Below are 24,469 nucleotides of genomic sequence, written 5' to 3' on the forward strand. Positions count from 1 at the left end.
CAGCCCCAATGTGCCAGACGCCACACGAGATCTTCCATGAAGAAAATGTTAACTGTCCCTGCGTGCTTCGGATCGGTCTTCGAGCCTGCTCGACCAACCCCCGGGATGGCCCTTAGCGGCGCACGGGACGCTTCTGCAATTTCCTTTGCAGCGTGCGGCGATGCATGCCCAGCGCCCGCGCGGTAGCCGAAATATTGCCCTCATGCTCGGTCAGCACACGCTGGATGTGCTCCCACTGCAGGCGGTCCACCGACATGGGGTTGTCCGGCACCAGGGTGTCGAGGTCGGCGTGTTCGGACAGCAGCGCTGCGAGCACGTCGTCGGCGTCGGCGGGTTTGCACAGGTAGTTGCAGGCGCCGCGCTTGATCGCCTCGACCGCCGTGGCAATGCTCGAATAACCGGTCAGTATCAGGACCCGCATTTCCGGGTCCAGTTCCAGCAAGCGTGGCAACAGGACCAGCCCCGAGTCGCCTTCCATCTTGAGGTCGACCGTGGCGTAGTCCGGCAGGTCCTGCTGGGCCAGGATGAGGCCTTCTTCGGCGGAACCTGCGGTGCTGACGCGGAAACCACGGCGAGCCATGGCGCGGGCCATCACGCGGGTAAAGGTGGCGTCGTCGTCCACCAGCAACAGGTGCGGCAGTTCTTCGCCTTCGACCTGGATTTCGTCAGTCATGCTTCTTCTCCTGGTGCTTGACGGGGCAGGCGCAGCTCGGTGAGCGTGCCGCCTTCCTCGTGAGGATAGAGTTTTACCGAGCCGCCTGCGCGAGTCACGCTGGCCTTGCTCAGGAACAGGCCCAGGCCGAAGCCTTTGCCCTTGGTGGTGAAAAAGGGTTTGCCGATCTGTTCGGCCACCGCCAGCGGCACGCCAGCACCGTGATCACGGATGCTGATGCGAATCTCCAGCGGGGTCCAGTCCAGACTCACCTCCAGCCCTTCGGGGCAGGCGTCGGCGGCGTTATTGAGCAAGTTCAGCAGTGCCTGGGTCAGGTCGGGAGGCGGCGCGACCGTCGGTACCTCGCCCTGCCCCAGCCGCTGGAAGCGATAGGTCGATTCGGGACGCATCAGGTGCCAGCGGTTCAGCGCCTGGTCCAGCCAGTGGGTGACCGTCTGTTCCTGCACCGCGAGCCTGCGATTGGCCTCGGCGGCGCGCACCAGTTGCTGCAGCGTCTCCTTGCACAGCTTGACCTGGTCCTGCAGCACCGACAGGTCCTCTTGCAGCGCCGGATCCTTGTGGTCCTGCTGCATCTCCTTGAGCAATACGCTCATGGTCGCCAGTGGCGTGCCCAGTTCATGAGCCGCGCCGGCAGCTTCGGTGGCCACGGCGAGCAGTTGCTGGTCCCGCGCGCCTTCTTCGCGGCGCAAGGCACGCATCTGCTCCTGGCGGCGCAGTTCCTCGGCCATGCGTGCAGCAAAGAAGGTGATGACCCCTGCCGCGAGCGCAAAGCTCAGCCACATGCCGTAGATCTGCAGTTTCTCGCGGGCGAAGGCGACGGTATCGATGGGATAGAAGTTGGCCAGCATCAAGGTGTACAGCGCCAGGGCGATGCCGGACAGGATCAGCGAATAGCGCCAGGGCAGCGTGACCGCAGCGATGGTCAGCGGCACCAGGTAATACGACACGAACGGGTTGGTCGAGCCGCCGGAGTAGAACAGCAGCGCGCTGTGGATAAACAGGTCGAAGGCCAGTTGCACGGCGTATTCGAGTTCGGTCACCGGCCACGATGTGCGCAGGCGAATGGCCGTGAGCAGACAGACGATGGCCGAGAAGCCCAGGGTGATGTCCAGTTGCAGCCAGGGTAAGGGCAACAGATTGAACAGGTAGGCAAAGCCCACCGAGCCGGCTTGGGCACCGAGCACCAGAATGCGGACGAAAGTCAGTCGCCAGAGGTTCTGGCGCGTGGCGGAAAGTACTTGGACGGGGGCGAGCATGAGCTCTCCTGATGCGCTCCTGGCGAATCGCAAGGAGTATAACCAATGAAGCAGCGCTTTCCTTGAAAGTGCGTCAAAGCGCCACACATCGCGCATCCGTAGGAGCGCGCTTGCCCGCGACCACGATGCGTCAGCGCCGGATGGATTGGCTGACACGACGCCGTCGCGGGGAAGCGCGCTCCTACAGTGCGCGTGATCATGCCCACCACCCGTAGCAGCACGGCTTGCCGGCGGGCGCGGTGCGTCAGCGCCGGATAGGTTGGCTGACACGACGCCGTCGCGGCAAGCGCGCTCCTACAGTGCGTGTGATATGCCCACCACCCGTAGCAGCACGGCTTGCCGGCGGGAGCGATGCGTCAGCGCCGGATGGGTTGGCTGACACGACGTGTCGCGGGCAAGCGCGCTCCTACAGTGCGTGTGATCATGCCCACCACCCGTAGCAGCACGGCTTGCCGGCGGGAGCGATGCGTCAGCGCCGGATGGGTTGGCTGACACGACGCCGTCGCGGGCAAGCGCGCTCCTGCAGTGCGTGTGATCATGCCCACCACCCGTAGCAGCACGGCTTGCCGGCGGGAGCGATCTTGAGTACGCCCCCGCCGGCAAGCCGTGCTGCTACCGGGCGGTGTAGGCTTCGTGAAAACGAGGTTCGGAACAAGATCCCGGATTTTCAGTCTCATGGGCATCCGTCCGACGGGCCATACTGGAATGCGCCACAGACGGCCTGCCCAACAAGGAGTTTTTCATGTTCAGCCTTCGTCCCACCGCTACCCTGTTCGCCCTGAGCACCCTCGCGCTGGCAAGCGCCCCGGCCCTGGCCGATGACGTTCATTACAACCAGGTGTCGGTCCGTGCCGAGGTCAACCAGGAAGTCCAGCGCGACCTGATGACAGTCACCGTCTACACCGAATCGCAGAACTCAGACCCTGCGAAACTCGCCGCCGAAGTCACCAACACTCTGAACAAGGCGCTGGGCCAGGCTCGGCAGGTCAAGGACGTGACCATTCGCCAGGGCAGTCGCAACAGCTATCCGATCTACGACGACAAGGGCCAGAAAATCACCGGCTGGCGCGAGCGTGCCGAACTGCGTCTGGAAAGCCCGGACTTCGCCGCCCTCTCCGGCCTTACCGGTGAACTGCTGGGCAGCGACATGAAAATGGGCGGCATGGACTTCTCCATCTCCGACCCTGCGCGCAAGGCCAGCGAAGACACCCTGCTCAAGAGCGCCGTCACCGCGTTCAAGGCCCGCGCCCAACTGGTCACCGACGCCCTGGGTGGCAGCGGCTACAAGCTGGTCAATCTCAACCTGAACACCTCGGGTTATCCACAGCCCTACATGCACGCGCCAGTCATGATGATGAAAGCCGCCCGCGCCGATGCCGCTCCGACACCCGATGTCGAAGCCGGCACCAGCCAGGTCAGCGTCACCGCAGACGGCGTGATCGAAGTCGCCATTCCTTGATGCAACGCCGCGGCAGCCCTGGGTTGCCGCGGTTTCTCTCATGCCCCCGGCTATCCCCCCTCGCGTTATATCGCCGTTTCCTCTTCCGCGCATTCGCTCGCTCCTACACCTTTGAGCGACCTCGCTGATTTTCACCCTCACCACAATCCATAGAATGGGGTTTGCAATATCCCATTGCGGCGGCGCACGGATTGCCCGACCAGAGGCAACAAGGCGCCACTCAAACATTCAAGGAAGAATCCAAAATGGCTTTCACCAACACCCTGCGCTCGCCAGCAGACCTGCCTGACGAGAAACTGCACACCACCACCGCGCTCGACTTGCTTACAGATGTCGCCCAGCGCCTGGGCGAAAACGACTTCAAGACGCAAATGCGCGATGTCTTCGGCGACGATATTCCAGATCACACCTTCGGCGCGCTGTGGACCCGCCTGATACTGGGCGAGCTTGGCAACCCACCGATCATCCTGACCGAATTCCTGGGCTACGACGCGGATTACGACAACCGTGAACGGGCCATCCGCATTGACCGGGACTTCTTTTCATTCGCGACGCGGGACACTCCGCACCACGCCTGGCTGCTGTCGGCATTGCTGCATGAGTTCGGCCATCACGTCGACAACGTACTGCGTCAGGATCTCGGCGACCGTGCGCCCGATGGCACTTCCCTGCTGGCCCACGATGCCCCCTTCGAGGAAGGCCATCGCTTTACTGCCTGGATCGCTGCACAGGCGGAACCTGCGCAGGACCGCATCCAGCTCGCAAGCTACTCGACGGCACACGAGCGCGAGCCTGTGGACTACAGCGTCGACTGGCATGAGGCGCTCATGCACGTGCTGGCGTTCCAGGCGAACGTCGATGACCGAATCGATACGGCACACGCCAATCCTGACCGTGAAGCCTTCGAGGCAGGCAGCGCAGATGCCCAGGGTCATACTCACCAGACCATCGGCTGGTCACTGGCCGAGGCTGGTTTCACCCGCGCCGAGGCAGACGCCGTCTACTTCGGCAACTGGCTGCGCGATTACTCGCAGATCGTCGACCCCAAGATCACCCGCAGCGTCGACATGCCCAAGGAGTTTCCCGCGTACGTGTCCCGGCAAGCGTGGACCGACCTGGTGGATATCCTTGCAGTCAAGAAATTCCCCGACCTGCGGATGCGCTACCCGCAGGACATGCGAGTGACGCTCGACAAACTCGGGGTTTACCTGCCCAACGAGCACATCGACAATCCCATGGCCATCGACCCGGCCTTCCCGGATCCGACAGTGCGTGACCCCGACTTTGCGCCCTGGATTCTTCCTGGCGACCCAGTGCTGACAGCTGAGCCCGTCACGTCGATGAAGCGCTACATGACCGGGGCGGTCGAGTACATGCAACGGCAGTTGAGGCTGGCAATGACCGGCGGCCGTACGCTCTCCGGGATGCGCAGTTTCGGCGCGGGGCTGCACGTGCTGGAAGACCTGTTCGCCCACTCCAACTTCGCCGAGCTCAGCCTGATTTCCGCCGGCCACACTCGGGTTCTGCCCTGGACCACCCCGGCAAACGTCAAGCGCAATCTGCCCTTGGTCACCGGCACCTTTGGCGGTAGCGACGTGATCGCCAGCCTCGCCGCGCCGCTGGGCAAGATCCTGTTCTCTACCCAGGAGCTGGAGTTCGAGCTGTCCCAGCCGGGTTATCGCTCCGAACGGGATAAAGTGATGCTGATCCTGCTGGGCGAGCACCCCAATCAGAACTTCCTCAGGGCATTCGAAGCGCTGCTCAAGGCAAGAGACGGTCTGGTCGGCCTGGCTCGAAAAGCCGGTGTGGATACACTGCGGTTTTACCGCTGGCTCATGAACACCCCTGCCGCGATCCTGCTCAACGCTTACAACAGTGCGGCGCAGGGCTTACTGACCTGGATCGGCAACAGCGTCGCCGATGCCCAACTGGCGCTGGGCAGCGATCCGAACCTCGATTCGTCAGTCGAGCCCAGCCATTCGCAGCTCTCCAAGGATCACCCCGAGCATCCTCTGCACGACCTCAGCGCGCAGCTCGCCAACATCGCTGTCAGTCAGGTGGCCCAGGCCATGGTCGATCACTGGAACGGCAAGCAGGACGCGGACCCGATCGCCGTGGCGACGGCCTTCTTCTGTCATCCCGACGACACGCAATGGCACCAGACGCTCGTCAAAACCTGGGCCAACGACAATCCTGACCAGGTGCAGCGAGCGCAATCCAGATCGGATCTGGATGAAGTGCATCAACAGTCGATCCGCCAGTTGCAGAATCTGCACAGTCAATTGCTGGCCGACAGCAATGCCTATATTCGATACGTTTTCAGCAACGAGGAAGTGCCATCGTCCGCATGGAGCTTTCTTGAAAAGGTGTTCATGAAAGCGGTGGGCAACACAAGCTGGTTCAAGGAGTTGCAGAACCTGGCCAAATAGCCCGGGCGCTCTCTCGCGAGCCCCTTGTGAACCTTCGAGGCACTGCGGCATTCTCACCTGTCAGTCATCCGCCGATGACCCCAGGCACGAATGCCGCTTTGTTCGAGGTCCACATGGAAAACACCTTAAAGCCCCTGTTTCTGGCGACCGCGCTGGCGCTCTGCGCACCAGCGGTTCACGCCGCCAGCACCCTGGTGTATTGCTCGGAAGCAAGCCCGGCAGGCTTCGATCCCAGCCAGTACACCAGCGGTACCGAATTCGACGCCTCGGCCGAAACCGTCTTCAACCGCCTGACCCAGTTCAAGCGCGGCGGCACCGAGGTCGAAGCGGGCCTGGCCACGAAATGGGAAGTGTCCGATGACGGCCTGACCTACACCTTCCACCTGCGGCCCGGCGTCAAGTTCCACACCACCGACTACTTCAAGCCGACACGCGACTTCAACGCCGATGACGTGCTGTTCACCTTCAATCGCCTGCTCAACCCCGATGACCCCTTCCGCAAGGCGTATCCGTCCGAGTCACCCTATTTCAACGACATGGACATGAACACCACCATCAAACAGGTGGAAAAGGTCGACGAGCAGACCGTCAGGTTTCACCTGAACAACATCGATGCCGCGTTCGTGCAGAACCTGGCGATGAGCTTCGCCTCGATCCAGTCGGCCGAATACGCCGCCCAGTTGCTCAAGGAAGGAAAGGCCGCCGACATCAACCAGAAGCCGGTCGGCACCGGTCCGTTCGTGTTCAAGCGTTATCAGAAGGACGCGCAGATCCGTTATGTCGGCAACACCCAGTACTGGAAGCCTGAGGACGTGAAGCTCGACAACCTGATCTTCTCGATCAACACCGATGCCGCTACCCGCCTGCAGAAACTCAAGGCTGGCGAATGCCAGGTCAGCGGCTACCCGCGCCCGCAGGACATCGAAGAAGCGCAGAAGGATCCGAACCTCAAGGTGCTGAGCCAGGCAGGTTTCAACCTGGGCTTTCTGGCCTACAACGTGACCCACCCGCCGCTGGACCAGCTCAAGGTGCGCCAGGCGCTGGACATGGCCATCGACAAGCCGGCCATCATCAAGGCGGTGTATCAGGGCGCAGGCCAACTGGCGCAGAACGCCCTGCCACCTGCGCAATGGGGCTATGACCCGAACATCAAGGACGCGCCCCACGATATCGAGAAAGCGAAACAGTTGCTCAAGGAAGCGGGCGTCGCGCCGGGCACCCAGATCAACCTGTGGGCCATGACCGTCCAGCGCGCCTCCAACCCGAATGCACGCATGTCGGCGCAGATGATTCAGTCCGACTGGGCGAAGATCGGCATCAAGGCCAACATCGTCAGCTTCGAGTGGGGCGAGTACATCAAGCGCGCCAAGGCTGGCGAACACGACGCGATGATCTATGGTTGGACAGGTGACAACGGCGACCCTGACAACTGGCTCGGCGTGCTCTACAGCTGCGCGGCGGTCAAGGGCAGCAACTACGCCAAATGGTGCAACACCGGCTACGACAAGCTGGTGACCCAGGCCAGATTGACCAGCGACAGGAACGAGCGCATCAAGCTGTACCAGCAGGCGCAGACTATCCTGAAGAACGACGTGCCGATCACGCCGATCGCCAACTCCAAAGTGTTCCAGCCGATGCGCAAGGAGGTGCAGGACTTCAAGCTCAGCCCGTTCGGCCTGACGCCGTTCTATGGGGTGAGCCTGTCGAAATGACCCACGATATTTCAACAGCGAAGTAACACTTGAGACACAAACGGGTGCATTCGCAACGATGCAGTGCACCAAAATTGCGCACTAAACGTACCGATATGCGACACGCAAACGTTCAACCGCGTCAGAAATTATAGTTTTGCGACATTCGTGTACGTTCGTGCCACTCTTTGTCACTTGATTGGCGCCAGCATCTTGCTTTGGGTATGGCGCCTGCATAAGTATCCGCGGGACCGACCCAAAAGGTCGTTTCCCTCAATTAAAAAATGACAACAACTGAGGCCACCATGCTCAAAAAAGCGGTCATTCCGTTTCTTCTCGGCGCAGGTTTGATCGCCAGCGCTCCCTTCGCTCAAGCAGCATCGAACCTGGTGTTCTGCTCCGAAGGCAGCCCCGCTGGTTTCGACCCAGGTCAGTACACCACCGGCACCGACTTCGACGCTTCGGCCGAGACCGTCTTCAACCGTCTGAGCCAGTTCGAACGTGGCGGCACCGCCGTTATTCCAGGTCTTGCCACCAGCTGGGACGTCTCCCCGGACGGCCTGACCTACACCTTCCACCTGCGTGAAGGTGTCAAGTTCCACACCACGCCGTACTTCAAGCCGACCCGTACCTTCAATGCCGATGACGTGCTGTTCACGTTCAACCGCATGATCAACAAGGACGATCCGTTCCGTAAGGCGTACCCGACCGAATTCCCGTACTTCACCGATATGGCGATGGATACCAATATCAAAAATATCGAGAAGGTCGACGATCACACCGTCAAGATGACCCTCGGTACTGTCGATGCGGCATTCATCCAGAACCTGGCCATGAGCTTCGCCTCCATTCAGTCCGCTGAATACGCAGCCCAACTGCTCAAGGAAGGCAAGGCCGAAGACATCAACCAGAAGCCGATCGGCACCGGCCCGTTCGTGTTCAAGAGCTACCAGAAAGACTCCAACATCCGTTTCACCGGCAACAAGGACTACTGGAAGCCTGAAGACGTCAAGGTCGACAACCTGATCTTCGCCATCACCACCGACGCCTCGGTCCGTGCGCAGAAGCTCAAGAAAGGCGAATGCCAGATCACCGCCTACCCACGTCCGGCAGACCTTGAGCCACTCAAGGCCGACCCTGCGCTGAAGATGCCCGACCAGGCAGGTTTCAACCTGGGATACATTGCCTACAACGTGATGCCGACCATCAAGGGCGAAACCAAGCCTAACCCGCTGGCCAAGCTGGAAGTGCGTCAGGCGCTGGACATGGCTGTGGACAAGAAAGCCATTATCGGCGCGGTGTACCAGGGCGCAGGCCAGTTGGCCGTCAACGCCATGCCGCCGACCCAGTGGTCCTATGACACCACCATCAAGGATGCGCCGTACGACGTCGCCAAGGCCAAGGAGCTGCTGAAGAAGGCAGGCGTGGCCGAAGGCACCGAGATCACCCTGTGGGCGATGCCGGTTCAGCGTCCGTACAACCCGAACGCCAAGCTGATGGCCGAAATGCTCCAGAACGACTGGAAGAAGATCGGTATCAACGCCAAGATCGTTTCCTACGAGTGGGGCGAGTACATCAAGCGTGCGAAGAACGGCGAAAACGGCGCGATGCTCATTGGCTGGAGCGGCGACAACGGTGACCCGGACAACTGGCTGGGCACCCTGTTCGGTTGCGACGCCATCAACGGCAACAACTTTGCCAAGTGGTGTGACAAGCCGTTCGACACCTTGATCCACCAGGCCAAGGAAACCACCGACCAGGCCAAGCGCACCGAGCTGTACAAACAGGCTCAGCACTTGCTCAAGGACGCAGTCCCGATGACCCCGATTGCCCACTCGACTGTCTACCAGCCGATGCGCAAAGAGGTTCAGGACTTCAAGATCAGCCCATTCGGTCTGAACTCGTTCTACGGCGTCAGCGTCAGCGGCAAGTAAAACCCCCAAATGGCTTCACAGTCGCATTACCTGCGGGTAATGCGACTGTGTCGTCGCGTGCGCGATTCATGCATGAAAATGAATATTGTTAGACGAGTAGAACTTCGAAAGAGATTGCCTACTAACAATAGTCATTTTTCCTACATACACAGCTGCGCCTAGAACTATTTACTGTGCATCTCGACGGACATACCGTTTGAGATCCCGCACTCGATATGTGCTGTCTATCTGTCCGGTCGGGATTTCCGTCGGTGGAAACTTCATTTGCGCAAACGATTGCGAAAAAGAGTTTCAGTCCGTTACAGGATTCATTCACGCCCAAGACGATAAGGATTGTCATGAATAAGAATATTGTTTTGCCATCACTATTGGCGGCGGGTCTTCTGGCCGCCTCCCCGTCCTACGCAGCTTCAAAGAGCCTGGTGTTCTGCTCCGAAGGCAGCCCCGCGGGTTTTGATATCGGCCAGTACACCTCCGGCACCGACAACGACGCCGCCGAGCCGATCTACAACCGCCTGGCCGAGTTCGAACAGGGTGGAACCGGCGTGGTGCCTGCGTTGGCAACCCGTTGGGATGTATCCCCGGATGGCCTGACCTACACCTTTCATCTGCGCGAAGGCGTGAAGTTCCACAGCAACAAGGCGTTCAAACCCAGCCGCGACTTCAATGCCGATGACGTGCTGTTCACGTTCAACCGCATGCTGCACAAGGATCATCCGTTCCGCGTCGCTTATCCGACAGAATTCCCCTATTTCACCAGTATGGGCCTGGACAAGAATATCAAGTCCGTTGAAAAAACCGGACCAATGGTTGTTGTATTTACACTCAATAAAGTTGATGCAGCATTCATTCAAAACATTGCGATGAACTTCGCCTCGATTCTTTCAGCTGAATATGCTGACCAATTGATGGCATCCGGCAATCTGCAGGATATCAATCAGGCGCCCATCGGCACCGGCCCGTTCGCCTTTGGCCGTTATCAGAAAGACTCGCAAATCCGTTACGTGGCCAACAAAGAGTTCTGGGACCCGAGCCGCATCAAGGTCGATCAGCTGATCTTCGCCATCATCACCGACGCCTCGGTGCGCGCGCAGAAACTCAAGCGCAACGAATGCCAGGTCACGCTCAACCCGCGTCCGGCGGACGTCGATGCGCTCAAGGCCGACAAGCAGCTCAAGGTCATGCAGGAGCCCGGGTTCAACCTCGGCTACATCTCCTACAACGTGCGCCACGCGCCACTGGACAACCTGCAGGTTCGCCAGGCGCTGGACATGGCAGTCAACAAGCCGGAAATCATCAAGGCGGTCTACCAGGGCGCCGGCCAACTGGCCCAGAACGCCATGCCACCGACCCAGTGGTCCTACGACGACACCGTGAAGGATGCGCCCTACAACCCGGAAAAGGCCAAGGAGCTGCTGCGTGCCGCCGGGGTCAAGGAAGGCACCGTGCTCAACCTCTGGGCGATGCCGGTGCAGCGCCCGTACAACCCGAACGCCAAGCTCATGGCGCAGATGCTCCAGTCGGACTGGGCCAAGGTCGGGATCAAGGTCAACATCGTCAGTTACGAATGGGGTGAATACCTCAAGCGCAGCAAGAACGGCGAACACGACATCTCGCTGATCGGCTGGACCGGCGACAACGGTGACCCCGACAACTGGCTCGGCACGCTGTACAGCTGCGCCTCCATCGGCGGCAACAACTACTCGATGTGGTGCGACGAAAAATACGACGCGCTGGTCAAGGCCGCCGTGGCCACCGCAGACAAGGAAAAACGCATCGAGCTGTACAAGCAGGCCCAGCACTACCTCAAAGAACAGGTGCCCATCACCCCGATTGCCCACTCCACCGTCAGCCAGCCGCTGCGGGCCGAGGTCGAGGGCTTCCAGGTGAGCCCCTTCGGGCGCAACAACTTCTCAGGCGTGACCGTCGCCGATTGATCCGAACCACCGTGCCAAGGGCGCTTGCGTCCGCGGCACCGCTTTATCCGCATACCGCGGACCCAGCAGAAACCATGGCTCATAAGGCCGTACCAAGCCGGCGACCTATAAAAGCCGGCCTTTAAAAAAAGCAGTAAACGGGAGCTTCAAAACGTGAAAAAAGCCAGCACCGCTGTATTCGCCTTGTCCATGCTCAGCCTGAGCATGGCCGCACAGGCAGAGCCAACCAGCCAGGAATTCGTTCCGACCACCCTGGCTACTTCCAACGCCCAGAGCGAAGCCAAGGGCTTTCTGGAAGACTCGAAGATCACAGGTTCCACCAAGAACTGGTACGCCAACGAACTGCTGCGTCGCGGCGGCGAATTCTCCCGCAGGGAGAACGGCGTGATCGTCGACAGTGATCCGCGTCGGATCAACTGGGTGCAAGGCACCATCGTCAACTACAGCTCGGGCTTCACACAGGGCACGGTCGGTTTCGCCACCGAGATGGCGGTCTACAACGCCGTCGCGCTGGACCGCGACAAGGACGACCTGATGGGCGGCGCCAACCGTACCCTCACCAAGAACAACGGTGACGCGGTCGGCCAGTGGAGCAAGCTGGGCCTGGGCAACATCAAGGCACGCATCTCCAACACCACCCTGACCGCAGGCCGTCAGTCGCTGAACACCCCGGTGCTGGCTTATATCGGTAACCGCGCCCTGCCTTCGAGCTTCGAAGGTGTGAGCATCCTCAGCGAAGAATTCAACAACCTGTCGTTCACTGCCGGCAGCTTCGACCGTGTCTCGCCACGTTCCGAGCAGAGCCTGACCAAGTTCCGCTCCGAGTACACCGCCAACGCCAACATCGAAGCCGATCGCGTGGACATGGCCGGCGTCGACTACAAGCCGTTCAAGAGCCTGACCACCAGCTTCTACGCCTCCAACGTGCAGGACTTCTGGCACCAGTACTACTTCTCGTTCCTGCACGAGTTGGGTGACACCGACGTGCTGGGCCTGTCGACCAACCTGAACTACTACAAGACCAACGATTCGGGCGCCAAGAAAATGGGCCCGATCGACAACGACACCTACTCCCTGTCGCTGACCGCTACCCACAAGGCGCACAGCTTCAGCATCGCCTATCAGGAAGTGGAAGGTGACACCTACTTCGACTACGTCCACGACAGCAACGCCATCTTCCTGGCCAACTCCCTGCTTTCGGACTTCAACGGACCGAACGAGAAGTCGGTACAACTGAGCTACCTGCTGAACATGGCCGATTACGGCGTGCCGGGCCTGAAGTTCAACGTCTACCAGGCGCGCGGCTTCGACATCGACGGTACCCACTACAAGGGCACCGCCTACGACGTGCGCGGCATGGACGGCGAAACCCATTACGAATACGGCGTAGGCGCGACGTACACCATGCAGTCCGGCCCGCTGAAGGCCTCGACCATGCGCGGGACCTACACCACCCACCGCGCGAGTGCCAACCAGGCTGATGGCAACATCAACGAGTTCCGCCTGGTGACCACCATTCCGTTCAACATCCTCTGATACAGCAGATGGAAGCGTTTCGGGCTAGAACTTAATAGCCCGAAACACCCACTCAGTATTGGCTTCATCACTTTGCCGAGGGCGTTTACTTGAAATCGACATTCAAACTCGCAACATTGCGCAACGCGGTAGCACTTGCCCTTTTCAGCGTCGCGGTCGGCGTTTCGGCCAAGCCGCTGGTGGTCTGCACCGAAGCCAGCCCCGAAGGTTTCGACACCGCGCTGTACACCACCGCCGTCACCGCCGACGCGGCAGCGGAAACCATTTTCAACCGGCTGGTGGATTTCAAGCCGGGCACCACGGACATCGAGCCAGCTCTGGCCGAATCGTGGGACATCAGTGAAGACGGCCTCAATTACACCTTCCACCTGCGCAAGGGCGTCAAGTTCCACACCACCGAATACTTCAAACCGACCCGCGACATGAACGCCGACGACGTGGTCTGGAGCTTCCAGCGTCAACTGGACCCGAACCACCCGTGGCACAAGCAATCGACCGTGGGTTTCCCGTACTTTGAAAGCATGGGCTTCAAAGAACTGCTCAAAAGCGTCGAGAAGCTGGACGACAACACCGTCAAGTTCACCCTGACCCGCCGCGAAGCACCGTTCCTGGCCGACGTGGCCATGGCCTTCTCCTCGATCTACTCGGCCGAATACGCCGATCAACTGCTCAAGGCAGGCAAGACCGACAACCTCAACAGCCAGCCTGTGGGCACCGGCCCGTTCGTCTTCCAGCGTTACGCCAAGGACGCCCAGGTGCGCTTCAAGGCCAACCCGGACTACTTCCGTGGCAAGCCGCCAGCCGATGCACTGATTCTGGCCATCTCCACCGACAACAACGTGCGCCTGCAGAAGCTCAAGGCCAACGAATGCCAGGTCGCGCTGTATCCCAAGCCTGACGACATCCCGAGCATCCGCAAGGATGCGAACCTGAAGGTCGACGAGCTGAACTCGATGACCACCGCCTACATCGCCATGAACACCACCCACAAGTACATGAGCGACGTGCGGGTGCGCAAAGCCATCGACATCGCCTTCGACAAGGAAGCCTACGTCAACGCGCTGTTTGGCAAAGGCAACGCGACAGTGGGCGTCAACCCGTACCCGGACACGCTGCTCGGCTACAACAAGGAGCTGAAAAACCCGGCCCACGACCTGGACAAGGCACGTGCCTTGCTTAAGGAAGCAGGCGTTCCGGACGGCACTGTGCTGACCCTGTTCACCCGCAACGGTGGCGGCCAGACCAACCCGAACCCGCTGCTCGGCGCGCAGATGATGCAGGCCGACTTGGCGAAAGTCGGCATTAAGTTAGATATTCGCGTCATGGAATGGGGCGAAATGCTCAAACGGGCCAAAAACGGCGAACACGACATGGTGTCGGCGGGCTGGGCAGGCGACAATGGCGACCCTGATAACTTCCTGACCCCGAACCTGAGCTGCGAAGCCGCCAAGAACGGCGAAAACTACGCGCGCTGGTGCAATCAGAAGTTCCAGACGTTGATCGATCAGGCCCGGGAAAAAACCGACCCGGCCGAACGTGCCGCGCTCTATGAGCAGGCACAGGTGATCTTCAATCAGGATCAGCCATGGATCAGCATGGCGCACACTAAAATGTTCACTGCAATGCGCAAGAACGTAGAGGGTTATCACATTAGCCCCCTCACCACGAATAACTTCGCTACCACCCAAGTGAAGTAGAAGAACAATCCGGCGGGCTCCACCAGAGCCCCGCCGGAACTGATGAGGTACACGAGAAGATGTTTAGTTTTATCGCTCGCCGAGTGGGGTTGCTCATACCCACCTTCTTCGGCATCACCTTGCTGACTTTCGCATTGATCCGCCTGATTCCGGGCGACCCGGTCGAAGTCATGATGGGTGAACGCCGGGTCGATCCGGAAATGCACGCCCAAGCCATGGAACGTCTTGGCCTGAACAAACCCCTGTATGCGCAATACATCGACTACGTCGGCAAGCTCGCCCATGGCGATCTGGGCGAGTCGCTGCGTACGCGCACTAGCGTGTGGACCGAATTCACTTCGCTGTTTCCGGCCACCCTGGAACTGTCGATTGCGGCGCTGATCTTCGCAGGCATTCTCGGGCTTCTGGCCGGGGTCATCGCGGCCCTCAGGCGAGGGTCCCTGTTCGACCATGGCGTGATGGGCATCTCCCTTGCGGGCTATTCGATGCCGATCTTCTGGTGGGGCCTGATTCTCATCATGTTCTTCTCGGTGTCCCTGGGCTGGACCCCGGTGTCGGGACGTATCGATCTGCTGTACGACATCCCACCGAAAACCGGCTTCATGCTGATCGACACGCTGCTCAGCGATGAAGAAGGCTCGTTCATCGACGCCCTGCGTCACCTGATCCTGCCGGCCATCGTGCTGGGCACCATTCCGCTGGCGGTTATCGCCCGGATGACCCGCTCCTCGATGCTCGAAGTGCTGCGTGAAGACTACGTTCGTACCGCCCGGGCCAAAGGCCTGTCGCCGGCTCGCGTGGTGTTCGTCCACGGCCTGCGCAACGCGCTGATCCCGGTGCTGACCGTGTTCGGCCTGCAAGTGGGCACGCTGCTCGCCGGTGCCGTCCTGACCGAAACGATCTTCTCGTGGCCGGGTATCGGCAAATGGCTGATCGAAGCCATCGGCGCCCGTGACTACCCTGTCGTGCAGAACGGCATCCTGTTAATCGCCTGCCTGGTGATCCTGGTCAACTTCGTGGTGGACATCCTCTACGGCTTTGCCAACCCACGCATCCGTCACCAGCGCTGAGATCACGACCATGAATACACCTACTCCTGTGGTAGCAGTCGATCAAAGCCTGCTCTACCCCTCCGTCTACAAAGAATTCTGGCAGCACTTCGCCAAGAACAAAGGCGCCGTGGCCGGTCTGGCCTTCATGGCGCTGGTGGTGTTCTGCGCCATCTTCGCCCCGTGGGTCGCACCTCACGACCCGAGCGAGCAGTACCGCGACTTCCTGCTGACCCCGCCAGTCTGGCTTGAAGGCGGCCAGTGGCAGTTCCTGCTGGGCACCGACGAACTGGGCCGCGATCTGCTGTCGCGCCTGATCCAGGGTTCGCGGCTGTCGCTGCTAATCGGCCTGTCGTCTGTGGTGATGTCGCTGATTCCGGGCATCCTCATGGGCCTGCTGGCGGGCTTCTTCCCCAAGGTCCTGGGCCCGACCATCATGCGCCTGATGGACATCATGCTGGCCCTGCCGTCGCTGCTGCTGGCTGTCGCCATCGTCGCGATCCTCGGCCCTGGCCTGATCAACACCGTGATCGCCATCGCCATCGTGTCCCTGCCCTCCTACGTGCGCCTGACCCGCGCCGCGGTGATGGGCGAACTGAACCGCGACTACGTGACCGCTGCCCGTCTGGCCGGCGCCACCCTGCCGCGCCTGATGTTCATCACCGTGCTGCCCAACTGCATGGCGCCGCTGATCGTGCAGGCAACCTTGAGTTTCTCCTCGGCAATCCTCGACGCCGCGGCGCTGGGCTTCCTGGGTCTGGGTGTACAACCGCCAACGCCTGAGTGGGGCACCATGCTCGCTTCGGCCCGCGACTACATCGAACGCGCCTGGTGGGTGGTGAGCCTCCCTGGCCTGACCATCCTGCTCAGCGTGCTGGCAATCAACCTGATGGGCGACGGCCTGCGCGATGCGCTGGACCCGAAACTCAAGAACGCCGCCTGAGGACGACCCAATGCCTTTGTTAGAAATGAAAAACCTCAACGTGCGCTTCGGCGACGCCAACGCCACCCCGGTGGTCGATGGCCTGGACCTGCGCGTGGAAAAGGGCGAAGTACTGGCAATCGTCGGCGAGTCGGGCTCGGGCAAATCCGTGACCATGATGGCGCTGATGGGCCTGATCGATCACCCCGGCATCGTCACCGCCGACTCCCTGAGCTTCGACGGCAAGGACATGCTCAAGCTCGGCGCACGGGAACGTCGCAAGATCGTCGGCAAGGATCTGTCGATGGTTTTCCAGGATCCGATGACCGCCCTGAACCCCAGCTACACCGTGGGCTTCCAGATCAAGGAAGTGCTCAAGCAACACCTGGGGCTCAAGGGCAAGGCTGCGCACCAGCGTGCCCTGGAATTGCTGCAGAAGGTTGAAATTCCGGGCGCCGCACAGCGTCTGGACGCCTATCCGCACCAGCTCTCCGGCGGCATGAGCCAGCGCGTCGCAATCGCCATGGCCATTGCCGGCGAGCCGAAACTGCTGATCGCCGACGAGCCGACCACTGCACTGGACGTGACCATTCAGGCGCAGATCATGGACCTGCTGCTGGCCCTGCAGAAAGAGCAGGACATGGCGCTGGTTCTCATTACCCACGACCTCGCGGTAGTGGCCGAGACCGCCCAGCGCGTGTGCGTGATGTACGCAGGCCAGGCCGTTGAAGTCGGCCAGGTTCCCGGCCTGTTCGACGTCCCGGCGCACCCGTACAGCGAAGCACTGCTGGCGGCGATCCCCGAGCACAGCATGGGCGCCGAGCGCCTGGCCACGCTGCCGGGTATCGTCCCCGGTCGCTATGACCGGCCTACTGGCTGCCTGCTGTCGCCGCGCTGCCCGTACGTCCAGGAAAAATGCCGCCAGCAACGCCCGACCCTGGACCCGCAAGTCCACGGCCTGGTGCGCTGCTTCTATCCGCTTAATCAGGAGGTGGCGTGATGAGCGAAATCGTACTGACCGCCCGTGACCTTACCCGTCACTACGATGTATCCCGTGGCTTGTTCAAGCCGACTGCTACTGTGCGCGCGCTCAACGGCGTGTCCTTCGAACTGGAAGCCGGCAAGACGCTGGCAGTGGTGGGTGAGTCCGGCTGTGGCAAGTCCACACTGGCCCGCGCCCTGACCTTGATCGAAGAGCCGTCTTCGGGCTCGCTGAAAATCGCCGGCCAGGAAGTGACTGGCGCGACCAAGGCCCAGCGCAAGCAGCTGCGCAAAGACGTGCAGATGGTGTTCCAGAGCCCGTACGCCTCGCTCAACCCGCGCCAGAAGATCGGCGACCAGTTGGCCGAGCCGCTGCTGATCAACACCAGCCTGTCCGCGGCCGAGCGCCGGGAGAAGGTCCAGGCGATGATCCGTCAGGTCGGCCTGCGTCCCGAGCACTACCAGCGCTACCCGCACATGTTCTCCGGTGGCCAGCGTCAGCGTATCGCCCTGGCCCGCGCAATGATGCTGCAACCCAAGGTGCTGGTGGCCGATGAGCCGACTTCGGCACTGGACGTGTCGATCCAGGCGCAGGTGCTGAACCTGTTCATGGACATGCAGGAGGAGTTCAACACCGGTTATGTGTTCATCTCGCACAACCTGGCGGTGGTGCGGCATGTGGCCGATACGGTGCTGGTGATGTATCTGGGCCGCCCGGCGGAGATGGGTCCCAAGGAGGAGATCTATAGCCGTCCGTTGCACCCGTACACCCAGGCGCTGCTGTCGGCGACGCCGGCGATCCATCCGGATCCGCTGAAGCCGAAGATCAAGATTGTCGGGGAGTTGCCTAACCCGCTCAATCCGCCTACGGGGTGCGCTTTCCACAAGCGTTGTCCGTATGCGACGGAGCGGTGCAGCGCGGAGATCCCGGAGCTCAGGACTGTGGATAACCGTCAGGTGGCTTGCCACTATGCGGAGCAGTTCGTTGCGTGATTGATGGGTGACGTAGCAGCACGGCTTGCCGGCGGGGGCGTCCTCGAAATCGCCCCCGCCGGCAAGCCGTGCTGATCGTTCCCACGCTCCGCGTGGGAATGCACCGTGCGACGCTCCGCGTCAGCTTGAGACGCTGACGTTGCGTCTATATCCGTTCCCGATGGTGTTGCTAATTCACCTTTCCGCCCTTACGGCGGGTCACTTTTGGCATTCGCCCCAAAAGTAACCAAAAGGTCTGTGCGACAGGCTGGGGTCCTTCGGACTTCCCTCCCTCCGGCGCCGTTCCGGGGGCACGCCGTCCCGTCCATCTGAGCGCCGTCCATGGCCCGCACGGCTAGCGGCTTCCTGCCGCTCATCCCCCTCCACGACACCTGCGCTCGGCCTGGCGCCTTAACGTCGCGCCCCGCGTCGCCTGTTCCACCGCGCACTAAGATCAAGATCAAGACCAAAATCAAAATCAAAAATCTAAAGCACACCACCGTCCCGTAGCAGCACGGCTTGCCGGCGGGAGCGGTCTCGAAAACGTCCCCGATCCTGTAGGAGCGCGCTTGCCCGCGACGGCGTCCTCAAGGTCGCCCCCGCCGGCAAGCCGGACTGCTACGGGTCCGAGTGGTCAGTACACGTCGCGGCGATAGCGGCCTTGTTCGATGAGGCGTTCTACGCCCTTTTCGCCCAGCAGCTCAACCAGCACGGCATCCACTCCCGCGGCCATTCCTTCGAGGCTGCCGCAGATGTAGATGACGGCGCCATCGGCCAGCCAGCGGTGCAGTTCGTCGGCGGCTTCGCGCAGCCGATCCTGTACGTAGATTTTCTGCGCCTGGTCCCGGGAGAACGCCAGGTCCAGTCGCGCCAGGTCAGCGGAGGCCAGCCAGCTTTGCAGCTCATTCCCGCAGTGGAAGTCATGGGCGGCGTTGCGCTCGCCGAACAACAGCCAGTTGCGCTGCTCGCCCTGGGCGATGCGTGCCTTGAGCAGGCTACGCAAGCCTGCCAGTCCCGTGCCGTTACCGATCAGGATCATCGGCGCCGGTTCGCTCGGCAGGTGGAAGCTGCTGTTGCGGCGAACCCGCAGGCTGATCGCGCCGCCCAGCGAAGCATGCTCGGTCAGCCAGCCGGAACCCAGGCCAAGGCTGCCGTCGGGGTGCAGTTCCTGGCGCACGATCAGTTGCAGCGAACCGTCCTGGGGCATCGAGGCAATGGAGTACTCGCGCATCGCCAGCGGCACCAACGCATCGACCAGCGCCTGCGCATGCAACCCGACCAGGTGGCTGCGGTTGGCGGGCAACTGGCGGCTGCCCAGTGCCTGTACGAGGCTTTCGTTCAGGCCGTCGACAGTGACTTGCGTGTCGGCATCAATGCCCAGGCCGGCAAGGAACTGCTCCACGGCAAACGCAGGGTTGCGCGGCAGCACTTCGACCAGATCGCCCGCCTCCCACGACGTGTCGGAGGCCGATATCAACCCCAGCAGAAACACCTTCGAGCCAGCGCTGTCAGGGTTCAGCCAGTCGCGCTGAGCCAGCACCCAGCTCTCGTATTCGGGCGCAGTCCATGCCGCCGCCGGTGTCGATCCGGTGACTTCGCCCAACTGCTGTTGCCAGTGTTGCAGCGCGCCAGCGTCACCGCTGTCCACTTCGACCGGCGCGAACAGCGTGCTGCCTCCGCGCTCGGCCAGCCAGCCGTGCAGGCGCTGGGCGAATCCGCAGAAGTGCTGATACTGGCGATCCCCCAGCCCCAACACCGCGTAGTTGAGGTTTTGCAGGGACAGCGGTTGGCCCAGCAGCTTGCGCTCGAAACCACGGGCGCTGTCCGGCGCTTCGCCGTCGCCAAAGGTGCTGACGACGAACAGCGCGTTGCGGCTCTGGTTCAAATCCTGTTCAGTCATGTCCGCCAGACGCTGCACGCGCACCGGCAAACCCGCCGACTGCAATTGTCCGGCCGTCTGCCAGGCCAGTTGCTCGGCAAAACCGCTCTGGCTGGCAAAGCCGATCAGCCACGCCGGGCCTTGGCTGCCATAGGCGCTGGAAGGCGAAACGGCGACTTCGCCACGGGCGTTGCGGATTTCGCGCTTCTTGCGACGGCGATCCAGATACAGCAACCAGCCGGTGATGAAAAACAGCGGCATCAACAGCGCCGCGACGGTGATCACGATGCGGCCGGTGAGGCCCCAGTAGCTGCCGGTGTGCAGCGAGTAGTTGCTTACCAGCAACTGCGCGCCGTAGCCTTTGTCGGTGTAGCGCGAAACGGCCTTGAGCTTGCCGTTGGCCGGGTCGAGGGTGATCTGGTTCAGCGCGCGCGGGTGTGGCGCGTCCTTGAGGATGTAGTACACCGTCGCCATCTGGCCAGCTGCCTGCGGCATGCGCAGGTTGTAGCTCTTGAGGTCGGGGCCTGCGGCTTTCTGGATCGTGTCCCAAATCGCGGCATAGTCGGCAACCAGAGGTTGCTCGGGCGCTGCGTCACGCGGACCGGCTCCCGGGCGCGGACCACCGCCGCCACGGCGCTGTTCGCCAGGTACGGGTGGATCGCCGATCAGCTTGTTCATGCCATTGTTGAACCAGTCGTAGGACCACATCAGCCCAGTGACGGCCAGCAACAGGTAAACGATCAGGCACCAGGTACCGAACACCGAATGCAGGTCCCAGTTGAAACTGCGTCCCTTCTTCGCCCAGTCCAGGGTCAGCCACACGCGCCAGTTCAAGGCCTGACGCGGCCAGCGCAGGTACAGGCCCGACAGGCAGAAGAACACCAGGATCAGGGTACAGGCGGCCGTTACCTGCTTGCCGTATTCACCGACGGCAAGGAAGCGGTGCAGGTTGAGCATGAAGCTGAAGAAATCCTGGCCTGTGGCGTCCGGCTTGAACTCGCCGGTGTAGGGGTCGAAGTTGTGCATCTGGCCGCGACGCTCGCCCGGTGCCGGCTTGAACCAGACCTGCGCGGCCCGCTCGCCACCGACCTCGATGCGGAACATCGAAACGGTGTCATTGCCTTGGGCTTCGAGCTTGCTGACCATTTCCGTGAGCGACAACTGACGCTCGCCAGGCTGGACGAACAGCGCATCGGGGTTGAGCGCATCCATGATTTCGTCTTCGAACGAATACAGCGCACCCGTGATGCCCATCAGGGCCAGCACCAGACCCGCCGTGATCCCGAAGAACCAATGCACTTGAAACAGGACTTTCTTCAACACCCTCGATCACCTCGATAACCCGCAGCGACGCGCATTATGCGCACAAACGGAATGCATTCTCATCCGTGGCTGATTCTTTGTTCGGTCACAGACCGGACACAAACACACTCTTGATTCTGCCCGCAGACCGCACGCTCTGTTTTTGATTCTGGGCGAAGCCCGTAGGAGCTGGCTTGCCTGCGATCTGGCGCGAAGCGGCAGCAAACCCTTTAGGCGCGGCACACCTGATACACCGAGGTATCCGGTTTTACTGCCGCTGCGCAGCAGATCGCAGGCAAGCCAGCTCCTACGGCCTTCGGCCAGAATCAACAGCACGGCAGTGCTCTTCACGCAAAAGCCCCACCCGCCATTGGCAAGTGGGGCTTCCCGATTCCGCTTCCTTTTTAGAAGTGGAAGCTGGTGGTCAGCAACGCCGTGCGACCGGCTGCCTGGTTGGCGAAGTGCGCCGCGTAGGCCTTGTCGTAGTAGGTCTTGTCGGTCAGGTTCTGCACGTTCAGCTGCAGATCGACGTTCTTGGTCAGCTTGTACGAAGCCATGGCGTCGTAACGGGTGTAGGACGGTACGTAAACGGTGTTGGCCGTATCACCCCAGACTTCACCGACGTAGAACGCGCCACCGCCAACGGTCAGCTTCGGCGTGATGTCGTAGGTGGTCCACAGGCTGGCGCTGTGCTTGGCCGTGTTAGGCAGCTCGTTGCCCTTGTTCGGGTTGGCGCCGGCGATCACGGTATTGGTGCGGGTGTTGCCGTTGGCGCCCGGATCGACCAGTTCGCTGTCCAGGTAGCTGTAGCCGGCGAAGACCTGCCACTGATCGGTGATCTTGCCGCTGGCCGACAGTTCCACACCATCGACACGGCTCTCGCCGGCGTTGGCGTAGGTGTTGTTGCTCACCAGCACACGGGTGTTGGTCTTCTCGGTGCGGAACACCGCCGCGGTCAGCGACAGGCGATCATTGAGGAAGTCCCACTTGGTGCCCAACTCGTAGTTCTTGGTGGTTTCCGGTTCCAGGTCGCTGCTCACGATGCTGCCGTCAGCCACCAGTCCGTTGCCGTCGATACCTTCGTTGAGCATGCCGCCCGGCGGAGTGGCCGAGGTGGCGAACGAGGTATAGATGCTGCCGTTTTCAACCGGCTTGTAGACCACACCGGCCTGCCAGTTCCAGAAATTGCTGGTGTTCTTGCTGCGGGTGGTCGCGGCAGTGAGGCTGTCGGTCTTGGCCTTGGTGTCGAAGCTGTCGAAACGCGTGCCCAGGTTGACCTGCCACTGCGGGCTCAGCTCGATGGTGTCGAAGGCATACACCGAACGGGTGAAGCCGATGGTGTTGGTGCCTTTGTAGTTGCGCGCGATGGTGCCGGTGTAATCGTCATCGGGGTTCGGATTGGCCAGCGAAGTACAGGTGCCGCCGTAGACTTCACCCACCTGGCAGCCCACACCGCCAGGCGAAGCTGCGGTCGGGTTGGTGTTGGCCGGGTTGGCGAAGGTGTAGCCGCTGACCTTGCTCACTTCACGGGTCAGTTCGATACCGGTGGAGTAGCTGTTCTTCAGGCCGAGCAACTGGAACTGGCCGAACAGGTCGGTCTGGTTGGTGGTGGTTTCGGTGGTGCTGACCCGGGCGTTGGCACGGCGCCAGACGGTGCCACGGGTGTTGACGTTGTGCTGGCTGTCGTCCGGCTGGGTCAGGATGTAGTCCTGGCCGACGTTGCCGTGGCGGAAGGTGTTTTTCAGCGTCATGTCTTCGTTGAAGTCATGCTCGAAGCTGATGGTGGAGATGTCGCTGCGCGTCTTGCGGAAGTCACGGTCCTTCAGGCCGTAGAAGTTGTTGCTGTTGCCGCCGTCGGTCGGCTTGTCGTGCACGTGCACGGCCGTGGCGGAGGTCGAGCTGTAGCCGTAGGGAATGCCCGAATCCGGCAGGTCGTTGCCTTCGACGTGGTAGTAGCTCAGGTTCAGGCGGTTTTCAGTGCCCAGGCCGAAGGTCACCGACGGCGCCACGCCCCAACGGTCATAGTTGATGGCATCGCGACCGGCGACGTTCTGCTCGTGGCTCATCAGGTTCAGGCGGAACGCTGCGGTGTCGAGGAACTTGCGGTTGACGTCCAGGGTGTAGCGGCGGGTCTGGTCGGTGCCGTAGGTGAAGCTGCCATCGGTGAAATCATTGGCCTTGGGCAACTTGCTGACCAGGTTGATGCTGCCGCCCGCCGAGCCGCGGCCGCCCATGGCCGAGTTCGGGCCCTTGCTGACTTCGATCGATTCGATGTCGAAGATCTCGCGGCTCTGGGCACCGGTGTCGCGCACGCCGTCGATATAAGTGTCGCCCTGGGCGTCGAAACCGCGGATGAACGGGCGGTCGCCCTGAGGGTTGCCGCCTTCACCGGCACCGAAGGTGATGCCCGGTACGGTACGCAGCGCGTCCTGCAGCGAAGTGGCTGCGGTGTCCTTCAGTACCTGCTGAGGAATCACGGTGACCGAACGTGGCGTGTCCGACAGCGGTGCGGTGTATTTCTGCGACGCGCTCTTCTCGGTCTTGTAGTCCTTCGATTCCTGGGCTTCGCCGGTGATGCTGGTCGCGCCCAGCGAGATGGCACCGCCCTTGGCGTTCTCGGCTTCGTCGGCGGCATGGGCCATCTGCGACGCGGACATTGCGGTGACGGCCATGCCGATCGCCGAAACGAGAAGCCGTGGTGAACTGACAGACGGTTGGAGCGAGAGGCGCGACATCGTAATTTTCCTTCCCC

Annotated in this window: 15 protein-coding genes; 11 read left to right on the forward strand and 4 right to left on the reverse strand. The window is 61.5% G+C overall.

The window, feature by feature from the left end:
• Window positions 1-112 precede the first annotated feature (112 nt).
• On the reverse strand, window positions 113-673 hold the full coding sequence (locus ACIPOO_RS18565) for a response regulator transcription factor (protein WP_274135345.1): 561 nt from the start codon (window positions 671-673) through the stop codon (window positions 113-115).
• Window positions 670-1,929, reverse strand: a complete 1,260-nt coding sequence (locus ACIPOO_RS18570; RefSeq protein ID WP_274135344.1) for an ATP-binding protein — start codon at window positions 1,927-1,929, stop codon at window positions 670-672. The genes ACIPOO_RS18565 and ACIPOO_RS18570 overlap by 4 nt, the downstream gene beginning before the upstream one ends.
• A 742-nt stretch (window positions 1,930-2,671) precedes the next feature.
• Between ACIPOO_RS18570 and ACIPOO_RS18575 the strand changes: the two genes are divergently transcribed.
• The 11 genes from ACIPOO_RS18575 to ACIPOO_RS18625 all read left to right on the forward strand — a co-directional run bounded on the left by ACIPOO_RS18575 (window position 2,672) and on the right by ACIPOO_RS18625 (window position 18,557).
• Window positions 2,672-3,388, forward strand: a complete 717-nt coding sequence (locus tag ACIPOO_RS18575) for an SIMPL domain-containing protein (RefSeq protein ID WP_274135343.1) — start codon at window positions 2,672-2,674, stop codon at window positions 3,386-3,388.
• A 245-nt stretch (window positions 3,389-3,633) separates the two neighbouring features.
• Window positions 3,634-5,817, forward strand: a complete 2,184-nt coding sequence (locus tag ACIPOO_RS18580) for an HET-C-related protein (protein WP_400608868.1) — start codon at window positions 3,634-3,636, stop codon at window positions 5,815-5,817.
• A 113-nt stretch (window positions 5,818-5,930) separates the two neighbouring features.
• The gene (locus ACIPOO_RS18585; protein ID WP_274135340.1) at window positions 5,931-7,529 is read left to right on the forward strand and encodes an ABC transporter substrate-binding protein; all 1,599 of its coding nucleotides are present in this window, start codon (window positions 5,931-5,933) and stop codon (window positions 7,527-7,529) included.
• Between the two features lie 284 nt (window positions 7,530-7,813).
• On the forward strand, window positions 7,814-9,442 hold the full coding sequence (locus ACIPOO_RS18590; RefSeq protein ID WP_274135339.1) for an ABC transporter substrate-binding protein: 1,629 nt from the start codon (window positions 7,814-7,816) through the stop codon (window positions 9,440-9,442).
• 338 nt (window positions 9,443-9,780) lie between these two features.
• The gene (locus ACIPOO_RS18595) at window positions 9,781-11,379 is read left to right on the forward strand and encodes an ABC transporter substrate-binding protein (RefSeq protein WP_400608871.1); all 1,599 of its coding nucleotides are present in this window, start codon (window positions 9,781-9,783) and stop codon (window positions 11,377-11,379) included.
• 153 nt (window positions 11,380-11,532) lie between these two features.
• The gene (locus ACIPOO_RS18600) at window positions 11,533-12,915 is read left to right on the forward strand and encodes an OprD family porin (RefSeq protein WP_400608873.1); all 1,383 of its coding nucleotides are present in this window, start codon (window positions 11,533-11,535) and stop codon (window positions 12,913-12,915) included.
• Between the two features lie 89 nt (window positions 12,916-13,004).
• The gene (locus tag ACIPOO_RS18605; protein WP_274135333.1) at window positions 13,005-14,612 is read left to right on the forward strand and encodes an ABC transporter substrate-binding protein; all 1,608 of its coding nucleotides are present in this window, start codon (window positions 13,005-13,007) and stop codon (window positions 14,610-14,612) included.
• Between the two features lie 59 nt (window positions 14,613-14,671).
• Window positions 14,672-15,682: an ABC transporter permease subunit gene (locus tag ACIPOO_RS18610; protein ID WP_081565634.1), complete on the forward strand. Its 1,011-nt coding sequence runs from the start codon at window positions 14,672-14,674 to the stop codon at window positions 15,680-15,682.
• Window positions 15,683-15,692: 10 nt separating this feature from the next.
• On the forward strand, window positions 15,693-16,604 hold the full coding sequence (locus ACIPOO_RS18615) for an ABC transporter permease subunit (protein ID WP_274135330.1): 912 nt from the start codon (window positions 15,693-15,695) through the stop codon (window positions 16,602-16,604).
• Window positions 16,605-16,614: 10 nt separating this feature from the next.
• Window positions 16,615-17,583 (forward strand): ABC transporter ATP-binding protein, encoded by a 969-nt coding sequence (locus ACIPOO_RS18620; RefSeq protein WP_274135328.1) that lies wholly within the window; start codon window positions 16,615-16,617, stop codon window positions 17,581-17,583.
• Complete coding sequence (locus ACIPOO_RS18625) at window positions 17,583-18,557, forward strand: peptide ABC transporter ATP-binding protein (protein ID WP_400608876.1); 975 nt, start codon at window positions 17,583-17,585, stop codon at window positions 18,555-18,557. Before ACIPOO_RS18620 ends, ACIPOO_RS18625 begins: the two co-directional genes overlap by 1 nt.
• 613 nt (window positions 18,558-19,170) lie before the next feature.
• Here ACIPOO_RS18625 and ACIPOO_RS18630 read toward each other — a convergent pair.
• Entirely contained in the window at window positions 19,171-21,735 is a 2,565-nt protein-coding gene (locus ACIPOO_RS18630; protein ID WP_400608948.1) for a PepSY domain-containing protein, read from the reverse strand.
• A 386-nt stretch (window positions 21,736-22,121) separates the two neighbouring features.
• Entirely contained in the window at window positions 22,122-24,452 is a 2,331-nt protein-coding gene (locus ACIPOO_RS18635) for a TonB-dependent receptor (protein WP_400608878.1), read from the reverse strand.
• Between the last annotated feature and the right edge of the window lie 17 nt (window positions 24,453-24,469).

Source organism: Pseudomonas sp. NPDC090201 (assembly GCF_044746825.1).
Classification (GTDB): domain Bacteria; phylum Pseudomonadota; class Gammaproteobacteria; order Pseudomonadales; family Pseudomonadaceae; genus Aquipseudomonas; species Aquipseudomonas putida_AD.

What these genes read in the sequence shown, in the direction of transcription:
- ACIPOO_RS18565 (WP_274135345.1), bottom strand. Translation starts at nt 673, where the DNA reads ATGACTGACGAAATCCAGGTCGAAGGCGAAGAACTGCCGCACCTGTTG.
- ACIPOO_RS18570 (WP_274135344.1), bottom strand. Translation starts at nt 1,929, where the DNA reads ATGCTCGCCCCCGTCCAAGTACTTTCCGCCACGCGCCAGAACCTCTGG.
- ACIPOO_RS18575 (WP_274135343.1), top strand. Translation starts at nt 2,672, where the DNA reads ATGTTCAGCCTTCGTCCCACCGCTACCCTGTTCGCCCTGAGCACCCTC.
- ACIPOO_RS18580 (WP_400608868.1), top strand. Translation starts at nt 3,634, where the DNA reads ATGGCTTTCACCAACACCCTGCGCTCGCCAGCAGACCTGCCTGACGAG.
- ACIPOO_RS18585 (WP_274135340.1), top strand. Translation starts at nt 5,931, where the DNA reads ATGGAAAACACCTTAAAGCCCCTGTTTCTGGCGACCGCGCTGGCGCTC.
- ACIPOO_RS18590 (WP_274135339.1), top strand. Translation starts at nt 7,814, where the DNA reads ATGCTCAAAAAAGCGGTCATTCCGTTTCTTCTCGGCGCAGGTTTGATC.
- ACIPOO_RS18595 (WP_400608871.1), top strand. Translation starts at nt 9,781, where the DNA reads ATGAATAAGAATATTGTTTTGCCATCACTATTGGCGGCGGGTCTTCTG.
- ACIPOO_RS18610 (WP_081565634.1), top strand. Translation starts at nt 14,672, where the DNA reads ATGTTTAGTTTTATCGCTCGCCGAGTGGGGTTGCTCATACCCACCTTC.
- ACIPOO_RS18615 (WP_274135330.1), top strand. Translation starts at nt 15,693, where the DNA reads ATGAATACACCTACTCCTGTGGTAGCAGTCGATCAAAGCCTGCTCTAC.
- ACIPOO_RS18620 (WP_274135328.1), top strand. Translation starts at nt 16,615, where the DNA reads ATGCCTTTGTTAGAAATGAAAAACCTCAACGTGCGCTTCGGCGACGCC.
- ACIPOO_RS18625 (WP_400608876.1), top strand. Translation starts at nt 17,583, where the DNA reads ATGAGCGAAATCGTACTGACCGCCCGTGACCTTACCCGTCACTACGAT.
- ACIPOO_RS18635 (WP_400608878.1), bottom strand. Translation starts at nt 24,452, where the DNA reads ATGTCGCGCCTCTCGCTCCAACCGTCTGTCAGTTCACCACGGCTTCTC.